The organism is Paenibacillus sp. FSL R7-269 (assembly GCF_000517865.1).
Classification (GTDB): domain Bacteria; phylum Bacillota; class Bacilli; order Paenibacillales; family Paenibacillaceae; genus Paenibacillus_AQ.
Window position 1 is genome coordinate 15,117 of sequence record NZ_ASPS01000114.1, and the last position, 16,772, is coordinate 31,888.

Below are 16,772 nucleotides of genomic sequence, written 5' to 3' on the forward strand. Positions count from 1 at the left end.
CCGTAATGCTACGGATCAGCCTGCCGGGTGAGGATACTGCCGGGTAATTCTTTTGCTATACTAAACCAGACTTACACCGGATTAACGGAATTTGCCTGCATCAATTGCTGCCTGCTTCTCATCGAGAATCTCCTGGTAGCCTGCCTCCAGATACGTCTTCTTGGCGGCTTCATACGTAGCATCGAACTCAGCCTCCGGAGCGAGCACCACCTTCACGTACAGCTCCTGGAACAGCGTGTTCAGATCGGCCTTGTATTCGTTCACCTTCTCCAGCACCACATTGAACAGGGCATCCGGTGTACGGAATTCGGCAACCTCGTCATAATACTTCACCAGATCATCAGCCAGCGGCTCATAACCGGCCGGTGCCCAGTTGCGCAGGTTGGCCTTGCGGGTTTTGGCTTCATCCGGGTACTGGGCAATTTCCGTCACCAGCCCCCAGTAATCCTTGTTATTGTTCTGTGCCAGCACCGCTTCGCCCTTATAATCCGGGTTCTTCAGCGCTATGCCGTCTGCGTCAAGCGTATAGTTCTCCCCTTCGATTCCGTTCTGGAACTTGAACAGGTTCTCCGGCTGGCTGAGCCATTCCAGATACATCCACACGGCTGCGCGTTCTTCCGGCGTGGATTCATAGTTAATTCCCATAATGAAGCCGAACGGCCAGTAAGCGCGTCCCTGAGGCTTGTTGCCCTCCGGTACTCCCGCAAGCGGAGGCACGACCGCAAATTTGGCATCCGGGTTATTCTGCAGCGTAGCCGCAAAAACATCCGTGTTGTTCGCCAGATAGAAGCCGAAGTTACCGGTTTTGCCTGCCACGAATTCAGCCTTAATCTTCGGTTCATCGTTGCGCAGATAGAATTCCTTATCAATCAGGCCATTGTTATACTGGTAATTGAGGTTACGCAGGTAAGCCTCAGTCTCTTCCGTAGTCAGATCAGCCACGCTGAGATCGGAATACAGCGCACGATACTTCGCATCCACCGGCCATTTGCGGAACGGATAGTTGAAGTTGAAGAAGTTCTGCAGCAGATTGCCGCCGCTTACGCCGAGTCCGGCTTCCTTCCATTTGGCCAGCATCTCGTTGTACTTCTCGAGCGAGGTCAGATCCTCAACCTTCATGCCTACCTTTTCCACCCAGTCCTTGCGGATAATGTTGACGAAGTTGTCGGCTTCAGGGCGCGCAGCGAAGAAGAAGGTCTTCTGATCATCCACGGTACCGTACTGTTCAATTGTTTCACCCATGCTCTTCCAATAGGTCGGCGCATAATTCTGGATCTCTGCATAGTCGAGCGGCTGCATCACATCCTCGCCATAATAAGTAAGCGCTTGCGGCATATCATAGTGGAAAATAATATCCGGAGCCTTGTGCGAAGCCAGGAGCTGCTCGAAATCCGTTACTTCTTTGGAGCGGGTGATCGGCACATAATTAACTTCTATATTATATTTGTCGCCGAACTCCGCCTGCACCCAGCGGGTATAGTAGTTATCGGACACGTTCCAGCCTTCATAGGCACGCTCATAGACCGGAATGTCGAGCGAGACTTTTTTCTCGAAGCCCTTGGAATAATCAGGATAGGCTCCTTCGGCCTGGTTCGTAGCCGCGGCTGTCCCGGCCGGCTTATTGCTGGATTCTGCCGTATCCTTGGTGTTATTTCCCCCGGAGCACCCGGCCAGCAGGCCTGCCGTCATGACGGATGCCATCATTAACGAATACACGCTTCTTTTATTCATCGCAATTCCCCCATTTTTTGAATTTTCGTAATTCCAAAGAATGACTATATACAAGGGACGCAGGATTACTCCTTAACGGCTCCGAGCATAACACCTTGAACGAAGTATTTCTGGACGAACGGATACACACAGAGGATAGGCAAGGTAGCGAATACAACGACTGACGCCTTCAGGACTTCCGGATTGCTTAGCTGCACCTGGCTGGCCTCCAGCTGGAAGCTTTCACTTGCCTGAATGACCAGATAATACAGCTTGAGCTGAAGCGGCCGGAGGGAGGTCTCATGCTTGATATAGAACAAGGCATCCTGATAAGCATTCCAGCGGCCCACCGCGTAGAAAAGGGCAAGTGTTGCCATAATCGGCTTGGATAAAGGCAGCACAATGCTGAACAGAATCCGGAAATGCCCGGCACCGTCGATCCGCGCAGATTCCTCCAGACTGACGGGAATCCCGCTGGTCAGCGAGGTTTTCATAATCAGCAGATTGAAGGCACTGAAGGAGAGCGGCAGCACCAGTGACCAGATGGTATCCATCAGCCCCAGATTATTGATGTTCATATAGTCAGGAATGATGCCCCCGCTGAAGTACATGGTGAACAGGAAGATGAAGGTGATCACCCTACGGCCCTTGAACTGGGTTCGGGACAGCGGATAGGCGGCGCAGATGGTCAGGATCATGCCCAGAATGGTGAACAGCACAGTCACGATGACCGAGATGTACAGGGAACGGAGGATACTGGCATCCGCGAAGATTTTTTTATATGCTTCAATGGTGAAGCCCTGCGGCCACATAAAGACTTTATTGGCAATGACGAAGGAGTCAGAGCTCAGCGATTTCGATACAACATGAATGAACGGCAGCAGGCAGAATAGTGAGATGATAATAATGACGAGACGGATCAGCGTTTCCCAGATATCGATACGTGCTTTATGGGGTGCGGCAGTGCCTCCGGCTATTGCTTTCATGGTTCCTCTCCTTTCTACAAAATCCCATCCTCGCCAAGCTTCTTGGCTACGCGGTCCGCGGAAATGACCAGAATAATTCCGATGACGGACTGGAATAGTCCGATGGCGGTCGCCCGGCTGAAATTGCCGCTCTCAATCCCCCAGCGGTACACCAGGACCGGTATGGTAGTGGTGAACTCCGTGGTCGCTTTATTTTGCAGCGCATAGATCCGCTCGAAGGAGCCGTCCATTACTTTGCCCAGCGCCATAATCAAGAGCGTCACAATCGTTGCCCGGATCGATGGAAGAGTGATATTCCATACCTTTCTCCAGCGGCCCGCCCCGTCTACCGTAGCAGCTTCATACATCTCGGGGTTGATCCCGCTCATCGCCGCCAGGTAGATAATTGTGCCCCAGCCCATGCTCTGCCAGACCCCGATCACGAGATAGCTAATGAGCCAATTCGTATCCTGCTGCAGGAATGGAATCCGGGTGCCTCCCATCAGTTCGATGAGGTTATTGACCACACCGCCCCCCTCACTGAGGAGCTGATAGGCGATGGCTCCGATAATGACCCAGGACAGGAAGTGGGGCAAATAGAGCACCGTCTGATTGATTCTTTTGAACCGTACGCTCTTGATCTCGTTCAGCAGCAGAGCCAGCACAATCGGCATCGTGAAGCTGAAGCACAGGTCAAGCACGTTCAGCAGCAAGGTGTTGCGGACGGCCCGGATGAAATCAGGCTTGGCGAACAGGTCCTGGAAGACCTGTAGTCCGGCCCATTCACTGCCCCAGAAGCCTCTGGCAATCTTATAGTCCTTGAAGGCGATTACAAGTCCGGTCATTGGCAAATATTTGAATACGATGACAAAAGCCAGCGGAAGCATCACCAGCAGATAGAGCTGCCAATCCCGCTGTAAATAATAGCCGAACCCCTGTTTTCTTCTTAATAAAGGACTGTGATTCGTTTGTGAAGCGCTTGCAGCTTTCAACATATTCACCTCCTGCCTTGAATTCTTCTTGCCGGCTGCCGGCTCCTATTCTCCGGCCTGGTTCCTATGCTACCGTCTTTGCCCAGGCTTGAATATCATGAGTATTGATGATCACCTATCACAATTGATTCACAAATGATTGTTGCCCGGCGCCGAAGGCCTCAGCCGCAGGAGAATAATCAAAAATGATAGGCATTCCCAAAAATAATAAAGCGCTTTCATTTAGGAGGTCAGGTATATGCCTGATAAAAATTGCGTGATGAGGGAAGGGCCCAGGGGGGATTGGGGAGGGACCGGAGAGCGGGGAGGGGCTATTGGGAAACGATGAGGGGGCAATTAGGGAGCAACTAGAGCTATCAGGGAATGATTGGAGAGCTACTGTGGCTCAACACGGTATCCTTCAACTATTTCAGGAGCACTTCTGCTCCTCATTCGCTCGTTTAGCCAACTTTCCTGAAAATCAGGGGCACTTGTGCTCCTCATTTACTCGTTTAGCCAACTTTCCTGGAATTCAGGGGCACTTGTGCTCCTCATTCGCTCGTTTAGCCAACTTTCCTGAAAATCAGGGGCACTTGTGCTCCTCATTTACTCGTTTAGCCAACTTTCCTGGAATTCAGGGGCACTTGTGCTCCTCATTCGCTCGTTTAGCCAACTTCCAGCTCCATCAGAGGAATTTATCCCTTTCATTTCCACCTCCAGCCCACTTTCGGCTCCATTAGAGGGATTTATCCCTTTCATTCCAGCATCCAGCCTACTTTCGGCTCCATCAGAGGGATTTATCCCTTTCATTTCCACATCCAGCCCATTTTCGGCTCCATCGGAGGGATTTATCCCTTTCATTCCAGCATCCAGCCTACTTTCGGCTCCATCAGAGGGATTTATCCCTTTCATTCCAGCATCCAGCCTACTTTCCGCTCCATCAGAGGGATTTATCCCTTTCATTTTCCTATCCAGCCCACTTTCGGCTCCATCGGAGGGATTTATCCCTTTCATTCTGTCACCTGCCCACTTTCCACAGACCTGCCGAAACAACACGGTCCTTGATACGAGATGCCGTTCCGCCGGCGATGGGTTTCTATGGGTTCTATGATTTTCTATGGGCTTTGATGGCCATCTATGAGCTTCTAAGAGCTCTTGCTCTTCGCTGACTTGTAGCCGCTTGGCGGCATGCCTTCATACTTGCGGAAAAAGCGGTTGAAGCTCTGCGCATTGGCGTAACCGACCTCAGCGGCAATCTGCTTGATCGTTAGCCCGGAATCCAGCAACAGCTCCTTGGCCTGCTCGATCCTTAGCTGGTTGACGAAGTCAATCATGCTGCTGCCGGTCTGTTCATATACAAGCTTGCGCATATAGGAGTAGCTGATGCCTATCTGCTTGGCCATGTTCTCGAAGACGATCTCTTCCCGGTAGTGCTGCTTCAGGTACTCCATGATCCGCTGCGCATAATTGGTCTCATGGGCGCTGCGGTCCAAGCTCTGTACAATCTCACAGTAAAAATCATACAGGTACTCCTCCAGCTCATCCAGCGTATCCATGGCGGCGAGAATCGAATATACGTTGCCCCGGCCCATAATCATCCGTCCGGTCCCGAGGTGATTCTCGCGCAGATGCTTGATCGTCGCGCCCATCAGCTGATGATAGATGAACATAATATTATCGTAGGAGATATTGTCCTCTGCGGAGATCTGGCTGCGGATGCTCTGCAGCTCCTTGAAGATTCCCGCCAGGTCGCCGGCATCCAGGAAATTCAGGATTCGCCGCTCACTGCTCTCAGAGTCAACATACTTGCGGCTGTTATCCTCCTCGTCATGCCAGTACATGATGCTTCCGGCCCCCTTGATCATCCTGCGCTTGATCACCTCCAGCGCTTCGAACAGCCGCAGCGCCACCCGCTCGGGAGCATCCGTCATCTCACTTACCCCAATCGTGACCGAATGCTCCAGCAGTTCAAGAGACTGGTCGCGGATCTCCTCCAGAGCCTGATGAATCAGAGTACTATGCGCCTCCCCTTCCTCCGGGGCAAAGTTCAGTACAATCACTGTACAGCCCTCATTATGGTAGACACAGCGGGCTACCAGCCCCTCAGGGAAAACACTCTCATACTTGGCACTCAGCAAATACCAGTGATAGCTGCGCGTCTCGCCATTGGTATGTCCCACGTATCTTCTATATTGGTCGATGGAGACCACTGCCACTCTGTAACAGGCATGCGGAAAAACCTCCGTGATCCGCGGCGGAATCTCACCGCGCAGCAGACGGTGTACGGCCAGACTGCGGGTATCCTGTTCACGCTCCTGAAGCAGCTGGAACAGACTCTCTTCCTCCTCCTGCATCCGTTTGAAAGCCAAATCCAGGAAGGCCAGCTCATTCTTGTTCACTACGCCCACATCAATCTTCGAGCGTATCGTCTGCACCAGTTGCCTCAGGGGCCTGGACAGCCAGGTGGCCAGGAAGATGGCCAGCAGCGTCCCCAGTACAATGATCGCCCCCGTCAGCAGAATAATATTCCCCTGCATCTCTCTGGATTTGGTCATCAGCTCATCCATGGAGCTCCAGCTTACATTCCACCACCCGGACAAGGAGGATCGGCTCCAGGCATACACCGTCCGTTTGCCCTCCAGCTTGCGGAAGGTGTAGCCTTCACTGGCTTCCTGATTCAGAATCTCCTGTAAGAATGGCAGTTTATGGCTGTCGGAGAGCAGCATGGACCGGTCGTTGAAAGAGATCACCGTACCCGCAGCGTCCAGCAGCAGGTAGTTGCTGTCCCCCACCTCGGTAGCATGCAGATATTTGCCGATCTGGCTCTCCTTCATATTGACGACGATTACTCCCCGGGTGGTGGTGGACAAGCGGTTGAGCGGGTACACATAAGATACCACGTTCTCGCCCGACGCAAGCTTACGGGGCACCCATACCCCGCTGATCCCCCTGCGTCCCTTAAGCGCTTCTGTGATCCATCCGATAGGCTCATAGCGGGCAAGCGTCGTGATGCTGCTGTCTGTAGAGAAGACATAATCCGAATCCTCCAGGACAAAGAATGAAGAGTACACACCGTCCACCCGGCGGTTAAGGTTAAGCAGTTCCTTGGTCACGGACAGCGCCAGACTTACATTGTTATAGTTGGCGTTAATTTCATCGTAGGTTTCGAAGCTGCGGATGCGGTCAAAAATATTTGTTGCCGCCAGACGTGACGTATCCTGGGCCAGATTGGCCAGCGCGTTCTCGTTCAGCCTGCGGTTAGCATTAAGCCCGGCCAGCGTGGATTCCCCGATAGCTGCTTCAGAGTTCTGTATAATCTGTGACCCGCTGTACCAGGTCAGGACTGCTGTAGGAATAGCCATAATGCAGAATAGAATCAACGCCAGCTGCAGGATCATCGGTGTTCTTTTCATCACATATCCCCCTAAGGATTTCTATGTTACCGCTTACAATATTTTTATTTTATCATTTCAGGATACATTTTACATATGTGTATAAGAAAAATTTCCAACCCACGCGCGGCATGTTACAGGCTGGTGTACAGGCGTACTAATGCACGGCTGCAGGCTTACGCCGAAACAGCAAAAACGCCTGGATGCATAACCATCCGGGCGTTTATAGCTTTCTTTTATCAGGATAGGCTGGCTGACAGGAAGTGCTTACTCCACATTCACCGCTTCATCCTCGAACTCCTCGATACTGTCGTTGGAGCCGATCACCACCATGATGTCCCCCTGATGCACATGATCATGCGCGGTCGGGGCAACAATGATGCCATCCTCGCGGTTCAGGGCAATGATGCTGCAGCCGTATTTGGCGCGGGTGTTCAGCTCGGAGAGGCTTTTACCGTTCATGCAGGCAGGTACCGTCAGCTCAACAACCTTGTAATCCTTGGATATCTCGATATAATCAAGCAGATTCGGCGTCACCAGCTGATGAGCCACGCGGATACCCATATCCCGCTCCGGGAAAATCACCCGGTCCACCCCCAGCTTCGACAGCGCGCGGCCGTGAAGAATGGAGATGGCTTTGCCGACCACCTGCTTGACGCCCAACTCTTTGAGCAGAATCGCTGCTAGAATACTCCGCTCCATATTATCCCCGATCGCCACAATGCCGCAGTCGAAATTACGCACTCCGAGTGAGCGCATAATCCCTTCATCCGTAGCATCCGCCATGACTGCATGGGTCAGTTGCCCGGTCATAGCCTCTACCCTCTCCTCCTGGGGGTCGATCCCGAGGACCTCGTAGCCCATGGACATCAGCTCCAGCGCCAGACTTGAACCGAAGCGGCCCAGGCCGATTACAACAAACTGCTGTGGTTTCATGACTTGATTCCCCTATCCAATTATCATTTTGCCTTCCGGATATTTATATAATGGTTTACCCTGTCTCGGGCCGAGCGCATACGCCAGCGTCAGCAGCCCCAGCCGTCCGGCGAACATGGTCAGGCAGATCAGGATCTTGCCGACCTGCGTCAGCTCCGGGGTCAAGCCCAGACTTAGTCCGACATTGGCAAACGCCGAGATCGTCTCGAACAGAATCATCAGATACGGCAGCCCCTCTGTAGTCGAGAGCATCATGGAGACCGTAACGATCAGCAGCAGTGCTAACAGCGTAATGGTCAGTGCCTTGAACACGCGCTCCTGAGCCAGCCGGTAACGGAAGAGCACGATGTCTTCGCGGCCGCGCAGCATGGAGATAACAGCTCCAAGCATCAGCGTGAAGGTAGTGGTCTTGATGCCGCCGCCGGTAGAGCCCGGGGATGCCCCGATGAACATCAGGATCACGATGAAGAACTGCGTGGCCTGACGCAGGCCCGTGATATCCAGCGTATTGGCTCCTGCCGTACGCGGTGCCACGGATTGGAACAGGGAGGCCCACAGCTTGCTCCCGAGATTCAGCGGTCCCAGGGTCCGGGAATTGGTGAACTCGAAGATGAAGATGACCACCATTCCGGTCACAACCAGTCCGGCTGTCATCGACAGCACCACCTTGCTGTGCAGCGACAGCCGCCGGGTGCGGCGGAAGTCGGCCAGATCGGAGATTACGATGAAGCCGATTCCCCCGGAGATGATCAGGAACATAACGACCAGGTTAATGACAGGGTCTCCGACATAGCTGATTAAGCTGTGATCATGCCCGCCGAACAGATCGAATCCGGCGTTATTAAACATCGACACCGCGTGGAATACCCCGTAGTAGACTGCGCGGCCTAACGGCATATCTACCGCCCAGCGGATAGACAGGAGAAGTGCTCCCGCAGCTTCAATGACCAGGGAATAGAGCAGCACCTTGCGGATCAGCCGCACAATCCCTTCCATCGAGCTCTGATTCATGGCTTCCTGAAGAATCAGCCGGTCACGCAGTGAGATTCTGCGCCTGAACACCAGGGCAAACAGCGTGGCCATGGTCATGAACCCGAGCCCGCCGATCTGGATCAGCACCAGAATAACCGCTTGTCCGAAGCCGGTAAGATGGGTCCCGGTATCCACTACAGCCAGACCGGTCACACAGGCGGCGGAGGTGGCCGTGAACAGCGCATCCATGAAGCTGAGCGGCTGACCGGGTACGCTGGATACCGGAAGCATAAGCAGCAACGTGCCGATGAGGATGACCGCAGCGAAGCTCAGCACCAGGATTTGCGGAGGAGCCAGCTTCAGGAATCGGAAGCCGGTGATCTTGGAAGACGGTGGTGCCAAACTTCTCATCCTTTCAGGGTTCCTTATTAGAAGTTACGAATCGGTCATTATCAGATAAGCATACAAAATTATATACGTTATTGCCTAACTTCACAAAGACTCATTTTCTATATACAAAGCAAACACTGCTTGAGATGCACGTTAAGTCCTGCTTTTCTAAAATTTGGCTTGAAATTGTATGGTGGTTGGTGGTACACTGGGTTCATAAAGTGTATGGTCAGTATCCATACACACCATAAAGAGAGATGTAGAAGGGAGGACATAGGTGGATTCTACCTTTGAGCTATTACCGGAGCACTTCCTGATTAATCCGTCACTTCCGATCTATGAACAGTTTGTTGGCGCTATCCGGGAGCGGATTGTTAGCGGCATCATTCCACCGGGATCACGTCTACCCTCTGTCAGGGACCTGGCAGCCGGCAGAGGTGTCAATCCCACTACTGCCGCCCGGACGTACCAGGAGCTGGAGCGGATGGGGCTGATTGTAACCTACCGTGGTCAGGGAACCTTTGTCACCCGGGAAGAAAGTGTCATTAAGGATGCACGTAAAGCAATCATCCGCCAGGCTGTACAGCAGTTCAAGGACACTGCCGCTGCGCTTGGTCTTACTGCCGAGCAAATGCTGCAATTCGATAAGGAGGATTGAAATAATGACTATGAATAGATCGGTAATAGAAACGCCCGCCCTTCCCGCTGCAGTTGAGTGCAAGGATTTACGGTTCGAGATTAAAAACCGGGTGATCCTGGACGGCATCAGCTTCCACATTCCCCAGGGCAGCATCACCGGCCTGCTTGGACCGAACGGTGCAGGCAAGTCCTCCCTGCTGCGGATTATATCCGGTCTGATCCCCGCAGGGTCCGGCACGGTCAGCATTAACGGAAGACCCGCTGGTGTTGAGCGGCTCGGAGAGCTCTCCATGCTTCCTGACCGCAGCAGTCTGCCCGGCTGGCTGACCGTGCAGGAATGGCTGGGCTTCGCCGCAGGCATCTACCCGGACTGGGACAGCGGCAAGGCCGCAGAGCTGCTGCTTAGCCTATCCGTCACACCGGACTCGCTAATCTCCACCATGTCCCGCGGCGAGGAAGCCCGTCTGCAGCTCTTAACCTGCCTCTCTCGTCAGGCAGCGCTAATTATTCTGGATGAGCCGTTCACCGGTGTGGATCTGATCTCCAGAGAAGTGATTGCCTCTGCTGTGGTAGGGGAGATGGCAGGCGGCTGCCGGACCTTCCTGATTGCCACACATGATATCCGGGAAATGGAGCTGCTCTTTGACCGGCTGATTCTGATCGGCGGCGGTCGGATTCAGGGAATTGATGATGTGGATCAACTGCGGCACTCCGGTTATTCTGTGGAGTCACGCTACCGGGAAGTGTTCGCATGACGGCGCTTAAGACTCTTGTGAAGCTGGAATATAGCCGCTATCGTCTGAAGAAGGTACATGAGCTGCTGGCTGGCCTGGCTCTGCTGGCTGTATTGCTGCCTGCCGGTCTATTCTTCCCGCTCTCCTGCATAACTCCACAGTCTCCGTTCCTTACAGCTGCGATGCTGCTATGGATTATCGCGATGGGAGTATCCTCTATACATATGATAATCTTTTACGGGCAGCGGCATAAGGATTGGTTCCTGACTTTTCCGGCCCCGCGGCTTACCCTGCTCAAGGCCAAGGCGCTCAGCCTGCTGAAGCTCAGCCTGAGAATAGCCGTTCCCATCTTCACTGCTGCCGCTGTGCTCTATGGACTCTCTGTTCTGTCCGGCCGGTATGAGCCGCTGTCTGCCTTCGGGTTCATCTATACATTGATTGCTTACAGCTTGCTTATTCTCACCCTGTTGCCCTTAGCCATCATGAGCGGTCTGCTGGTCAGTGTGCTGATGGCTATTCGCAACCATGCTCTGCTCCTGCTGCTTGGAGTTCTTTATCCACTGCTCTGGCTGGCACCTTTAACCACCATCATTGTGTTGAATGATAACGCCACTACTGCCGCCTTCTACGAGTCTGAGTATCTATCGACGCAATATATGCTAATATATAGCGTGATATTGCTTATACTCGACTTGAGCGCTTACTATTTCCTGCTGCCCGTAATTGCCGGCAAGAGCTTCAGTATGCTCCCGCAACCGGAGAGCAGGCTAGCTGAAGGCTCACTCCTGCGTTCCAGCTATACAAAGCATCGGGGACTGGCCCGTTCTGCACGTTCTACAAGCAGCCGATCCCCCTTCTTGAGCTTATACAGACTGGATGCAAGCCTTCTGCGCTCAATGGAAAGGCACAGGCTTGTCATCGGACTGAAGCTCACTCTTCCAGTGCTTATGGCCGTTGCCGCCTATTTTTTAACCGGCGACCTCGAGGGTTTCCTGACATGCATCGGAATTCCCTTTACCTTTCCCGTGCTGTTCGGGTTCTTGTGGATGATGATCCGCAGCAGTTCCAGCCATAAGCAGCTGGCCTGGTGGCTGTTATTTCCGCACAGCCGGCTGCGTCTGCTGCTCTCCGGAGTTGCCGCTGTATGGGTTACAGTCATGCGCATCCTTCTCGTGCTGTTCTGTTCCATGCTTGCCGGCATTGCAGCAACACAGGTTATTGGGAGTCCCGCTCCATATCACATCAGCCTATATATATCCTGGCTGTGGTATTCCCTTGTTGTCTACACACTGGCATTGACACTGGGGCTGGGTGTGCTGCAAAGCATCTATTACCTGATGAGATCCAAGGCACTGCTCCCGTTGATCTTTGTCATGACAATGGCTGTCATGCTCATCCTGCCTCAGATCAGCAAATATCTGTATCCAGAGGAGTTCACCAGTGCTCCTTATCCGTTATGGTCCATTCCTGGCCTCGCCGCCCTGGTCGGCCTCCCGCTTGCCATGTGCTGCACCGTAGCAGGCGCCAAGTATTTCCACCTGGCACTGGGAACAAATAAAGAGCAGGCGGCTAAGAAACAGGCATAAGCCCGGCCATCTTCACGTAAGAGGATAGTACGGCTTTTCAAGAAAGCAAGATAAATTCAGACTAAGGAGGCGTTCCATGAATCCCGTCGGCCAGCCCCTGCATCAGCGGCCCCTTACTACCAAGCTTATCCTTGCCGGAATTCTCGGACTCATTCTATTTGTCATGTTCCAGATCGCTCCCCAGCTCATCTCCAGTTCAGATGGGGATACAACTATTCTCAGCAAAAGTGAAATCCGGGAGAAAGCCGCCACGTTTGCCGCCGGGCAGCTCGGCTACGAAACCGCAGCCGGAGATGAATGGGTGATCCTGTACAAGACAGACTCTTCTTTCTATGGCTATATGTCCCGGGAGAAGCTGCTCCCGGACTATTCCAAGAACAAGCTCGACCAGCGTTATCCATTCGATGTGTACCATGCGGTGCTCTATACGTCCGGAGAGGCGGCAGCCCGACTGGCAGTTGACCTCAATATGTATACTGGCGAGCCCGTAGCTTTTGCCGTTGGTGCCGATGCCGATGCAGCGGCCGGACTGAATTACGGCGAGCGGCCCGCGGCAGCAACCAAACGTACCGGTACTGCCAATCCTGCAAGCAGCATACCGGACTTGAGCCTGGAGGCAAAAGAAAGCCTCGCCCGCCCCTGGCTGAAGCTCTGGGGGGCCAATCCCGCCAAGCTGAAGATTGAGGCTAACCTTGATGGCTACGGACTTGTCTATTCCGACAGCTCCGTCACCATAGGTGAATTACCGCTTAGGTACCAATTCAATTATCTGAACGGCGAGGTCTCGTACTTCCGTGCCGGATTCTCGGCCCCTGCCTGGCATGATGCCTACGTGGATGGTCAGACCTCGCTGGCCAAGAAGCTAACCTTGTACGGCTATGGCCTGCCGACCCTGCTGCTGGGCCTTCTGGCGCTGATCTACGGCATTCTGCGCAGGAAGCATACTTCCTGGAAGCGCGGAATCTTCCTGAGCTCCGTCCATTTCCTGATCATGATGGTCAGCAGCTACAATGTGGTGTCCGAAACCGGCAGCGGCAGTGCTGAGGCAAGAGTTACAGCCTTAGTCATGTTCATCATCTACGTTCTATATAGTCTGCTGATGTCGCTCCTGCTCTACTTCTCCCTGGTTGGAGGGGACGGCTTGTGGCGTTCCGAGGAGAAGCTGAATCCTTGGCCCCGGGCCTCCGAGCCCGGCTACGGCCAATATGTACTGAAGAGTATCCAGGCAGGTTATATCTGGGCCTTCATTCTGCTTGGCGTACAGACCGTCATGTTCATTATTCTGTCCTATACGCTGGATAACTGGTCCACCACAGACGCCAGCCAGTCGCCTTACAATATGAAATATGCCTGGCTGCTGCCGATTGTAGCCTGGCTTGCCGGCCTCTCGGAAGAGGCGGTCTACCGTCTGTTCGGCATCCGCATGCTGAAGAAGCTGGTCAAGAATACGCTCATCGCTTCACTGATTACGACCCTGATCTGGGCGCTCGGACATACGCTCTACCCGATCTATCCGGTCATCTCGCGGCCGATTGAGCTGACGGTGATCGGTCTGCTGTTCAGCTATATTTTCATCCGGTACGGGTTCATCGCGGTGATGTTCAGCCATGTGGTATTTGACAGCATCCTGATGGGGGCGACGCTGATCTTCATGAAGGATACAGTGAATATCGGAGCCGGTACCGTCACGATCATTCTGCCGTTCATCGTAGGTTATCTGGTGTACCGCTTCAACCCTCCGCGGGAGCCGAAGCTGGTAGAATCGAATCCTGCTCCATAAGAACCAGCAGCGGCTGCGCTTCCTCCTCCGGGATAGCGCAGCCGCTGCTTTATTGCTATAGCAGTTATGCCTCTTCCATCAGAGAACGATACGGGCGGACGGGAGAACGGAGTCTGTTATCCTCCACTTCAAAGACTACATCTCCCTCTTTCAGATAAGCACGGACAACCAGTGAAGCGTATCCTTTACCGGAAACGGTCAGAATTATACAAATATCAACGATCCTATGCAGAAAGTAAAGATTAAGTTAATTACGCAGTAGCTCATAGTGTTCAGTTTGCTATGTAAATTCGGCGCGCGTCTCTGCCACGCTAAATGTAATCGATTTTTCGATTACATTTAGCACGCACAGCACCACCCGGCGCAATGTAGTCGGTTTTTCGATTACACTCGGCCCGCACGCCACTAACCGGCGCAATATAATCGGTTTTTCGATTACATTTGGCCCGCACGCCCCTGCAACTCTAATTGTGTTCGCTTTTTCGCATACATTTGATCCACCCTTGGCCTGCCTTCCGGGGGATTTAGCCGGATTTCTGGCGATATCATCCATTCCTAACCCAGTCCAAAGAAGCCGGCCCACATGGGACCGGCTTCAGCTGCGTTACCGTTCGAACTTTTTTTAGATTGACGGCTCCTCATCATTGAGCGCCTCCAGAATCTGACCGGCCAGCTTCTCACCGATGGACAGCACCTTGAAATCCTCGATGGAGGCTTCCTTAATCTTCTTAAGCGACCCGAAATGCTTCAGCAGCAGCTTCCTGCGCTTATCCCCGATGCCAGGAATCGAATCCAGCTTCGAGGTGACCATCGATTTGCCGCGCTGCTCCCGGTGGAACGTAATGGCGAACCGGTGAACCTCATCCTGGATACGCTGCAGCAGGTAGAACTCCTGGCTGTCCCGCGCGAGCGAGACCGGCTCGGCGGAGTCGCCGACCAGCAACTGGGCGGTTCTGTGCTTGTCATCCTTGACCAGACCGCAGACGGGAATGAATAATCCCAGCTCATTCTGCAGAATATCGATCGCCGAAGAGATCTGGCCCTTTCCTCCATCGACTACGATCAGATCCGGCTGCGGCAGATTCTCCTTCAGCACCCGTTCATAACGCCGCCGGATCACCTCGCGCATCGTCTCATAATCATCCGGCCCCTGTACGGTGCGGACCTTATACTTACGATACTCCTTGCGGGCAGGCTTGCCGTCGATGAAGACCACCATGGCCGAGACCGGATTGGCTCCCTGGATATTCGAATTATCGAACGCTTCGATCCGGTTCAGCGAGTCCAGCCCCAGGCTCTGCCCCAGACTGCTGGCCGCCCCGGAGGTACGCTCTTCGTCCCGCTCGATCAGGCGGAACTTCTCATTCAGCGCGACCCGGCTGTTCTGGCAGGCCATGCCGATCATCTGCTTCTTCAGCCCGCGCTGCGGCACCAGCACTTTGATGCCCAGCCATTCCTGCAGGGCGGCTGCGCCCCCGGCCGCATCCACGGTCCCTTCGGCTGCCGCCTCCTGCTCCGCCTGCTCCTGCACAGCTTCATCAGCCGCTGCCGGAGCACCCGCAAGACCCTCACCTGCAATTCCCGTCTCACCGGTCTGCGCAATAGCCTCCGATTCATCTTCTGCGCCTAAGGCCGCCATCAGCGCCTGGCCGCTCGGCATAACGCCGGCCGCCTGCACACTGCTTCCCTGGCCGGGAGCGCCGCCTGCTTCCGGCGGAAGCATTCCGGCGCTTGCCATATCCGGCAGCAGGATTTCCTGCGGCAGCGCGGGGTTGTCGCTGTAATACTGCGTCACATAAGACATGAAGTCACTGTACGCCTCCCCGTAGAACGGAAAAGCCGACGAGTGGCGCTGAATCATTTTCCCCTGCCGCATATACAGAATCTGCACACACATCCAGCCCTTGTCCACCGCATAACCGAAGACGTCACGGTCCTTGGTGTCAGCCGTATTGATCTTCTGCTTCTCCATGACGGCATCGATGTGTTGAATCTGGTCGCGCAGCTCCTTGGCCCGCTCGAAATACAGCTCCTCGGCCGCCTCCTGCATCTTCTTCTGCAGATCCTTCTTCACCGCATCATGTCCGCCCCCGAGGAAGGAAGAGATATTCTGAATAATCTCCTCATAAGCCGACTTCGGCACTTCCTTCTCACACGGCGCAAGGCACTGGCCCATGTGATAGTACAGGCAGACCTCCTTCGGCATCACCCCGCATTTGCGCAGCGGATACATCCGGTCGAGCAGCTTCTTGGTCTGCTGGGCGGCGTAGCTGTTCGGATACGGGCCGAAATATTTAGCTTTATCTTTCAGCACCCGGCGGGTAACCTCCAGGCGCGGATGGGCTTCATTAGTGATTTTCAGATAAGGAAAGGTCTTGTCATCCTTAAGCAGCACGTTGTAGCGCGGCATATGCTTCTTGATCAGATTGCACTCCAGAATGAGTGCTTCCATATTGCTCGATGTCACGATATATTCGAAATCAACAATATTGGCGACCAGCCGCTGCGTCTTCCCGTTGTGACTGCCGGTAAAATAAGAGCGTACACGGTTCTTCAGCACTTTGGCCTTGCCGACATAGATGATCGTGCCCTCTTGATTCTTCATCAGATAGCAGCCGGGCAGATCAGGCAGCAGCGCAAGCTTGTTGCGGATATTATCCATATAATCCATAAGTTCTCCCCCACCTGTTACTACAC

The 16,772-nt window shown here is 53.7% G+C and carries 12 protein-coding genes; 4 read left to right on the forward strand and 8 right to left on the reverse strand.

From position 1 onward, the window contains the following. Positions 1–81: 81 nt before the first annotated feature. The 7 genes from C162_RS31365 to C162_RS31395 all read right to left on the reverse strand — a co-directional run bounded on the left by C162_RS31365 (position 82) and on the right by C162_RS31395 (position 9,348). The gene (locus C162_RS31365) at positions 82–1,731 is read right to left on the reverse strand and encodes an ABC transporter substrate-binding protein (protein ID WP_036701598.1); all 1,650 of its coding nucleotides are present in this window, start codon (positions 1,729–1,731) and stop codon (positions 82–84) included. Between the two features lie 65 nt (positions 1,732–1,796). Further along, positions 1,797–2,696 (reverse strand): carbohydrate ABC transporter permease, encoded by a 900-nt coding sequence (locus C162_RS31370; protein ID WP_051494079.1) that lies wholly within the window; start codon positions 2,694–2,696, stop codon positions 1,797–1,799. Positions 2,697–2,710: 14 nt separating this feature from the next. After that, positions 2,711–3,670 (reverse strand): ABC transporter permease, encoded by a 960-nt coding sequence (locus C162_RS31375; RefSeq protein ID WP_036701600.1) that lies wholly within the window; start codon positions 3,668–3,670, stop codon positions 2,711–2,713. 582 nt (positions 3,671–4,252) lie between these two features. After that, positions 4,253–4,660: a hypothetical protein gene (locus C162_RS31380; RefSeq protein WP_036701603.1), complete on the reverse strand. Its 408-nt coding sequence runs from the start codon at positions 4,658–4,660 to the stop codon at positions 4,253–4,255. A 131-nt stretch (positions 4,661–4,791) separates the two neighbouring features. Next, entirely contained in the window at positions 4,792–7,059 is a 2,268-nt protein-coding gene (locus tag C162_RS31385) for an AraC family transcriptional regulator (protein ID WP_036701606.1), read from the reverse strand. 246 nt (positions 7,060–7,305) lie between these two features. Further along, positions 7,306–7,974, reverse strand: coding sequence for a potassium channel family protein (locus C162_RS31390; RefSeq protein WP_036701608.1), 669 nt, complete (start codon positions 7,972–7,974; stop codon positions 7,306–7,308). Between the two features lie 12 nt (positions 7,975–7,986). After that, positions 7,987–9,348, reverse strand: coding sequence for a TrkH family potassium uptake protein (locus C162_RS31395; protein ID WP_235218586.1), 1,362 nt, complete (start codon positions 9,346–9,348; stop codon positions 7,987–7,989). A gap of 265 nt (positions 9,349–9,613) precedes the next feature. Here C162_RS31395 and C162_RS31400 point away from each other — a divergent pair, with 265 nt between their 5' ends. From C162_RS31400 to C162_RS31415, 4 genes are all read left to right on the forward strand, one after another. Beyond that, the gene (locus C162_RS31400) at positions 9,614–9,994 is read left to right on the forward strand and encodes a GntR family transcriptional regulator (protein WP_051494081.1); all 381 of its coding nucleotides are present in this window, start codon (positions 9,614–9,616) and stop codon (positions 9,992–9,994) included. Between the two features lie 4 nt (positions 9,995–9,998). Then, complete coding sequence (locus C162_RS31405) at positions 9,999–10,730, forward strand: ABC transporter ATP-binding protein (RefSeq protein ID WP_084649104.1); 732 nt, start codon at positions 9,999–10,001, stop codon at positions 10,728–10,730. Continuing rightward, a complete protein-coding gene (locus C162_RS31410) occupies positions 10,727–12,295 on the forward strand; it encodes a hypothetical protein (protein WP_036701609.1) in 1,569 nt (522 codons plus the stop codon). The genes C162_RS31405 and C162_RS31410 overlap by 4 nt, the downstream gene beginning before the upstream one ends. A gap of 76 nt (positions 12,296–12,371) precedes the next feature. Next, a complete protein-coding gene (locus C162_RS31415) occupies positions 12,372–14,075 on the forward strand; it encodes a CPBP family intramembrane glutamic endopeptidase (protein WP_036701612.1) in 1,704 nt (567 codons plus the stop codon). 622 nt (positions 14,076–14,697) lie between these two features. On the opposite strand, the gene uvrC is transcribed toward C162_RS31415, so the two are convergent. Further along, entirely contained in the window at positions 14,698–16,746 is a 2,049-nt protein-coding gene (gene uvrC / locus C162_RS31420; protein ID WP_036701614.1) for an excinuclease ABC subunit UvrC, read from the reverse strand. Positions 16,747–16,772: the final 26 nt, after the last annotated feature.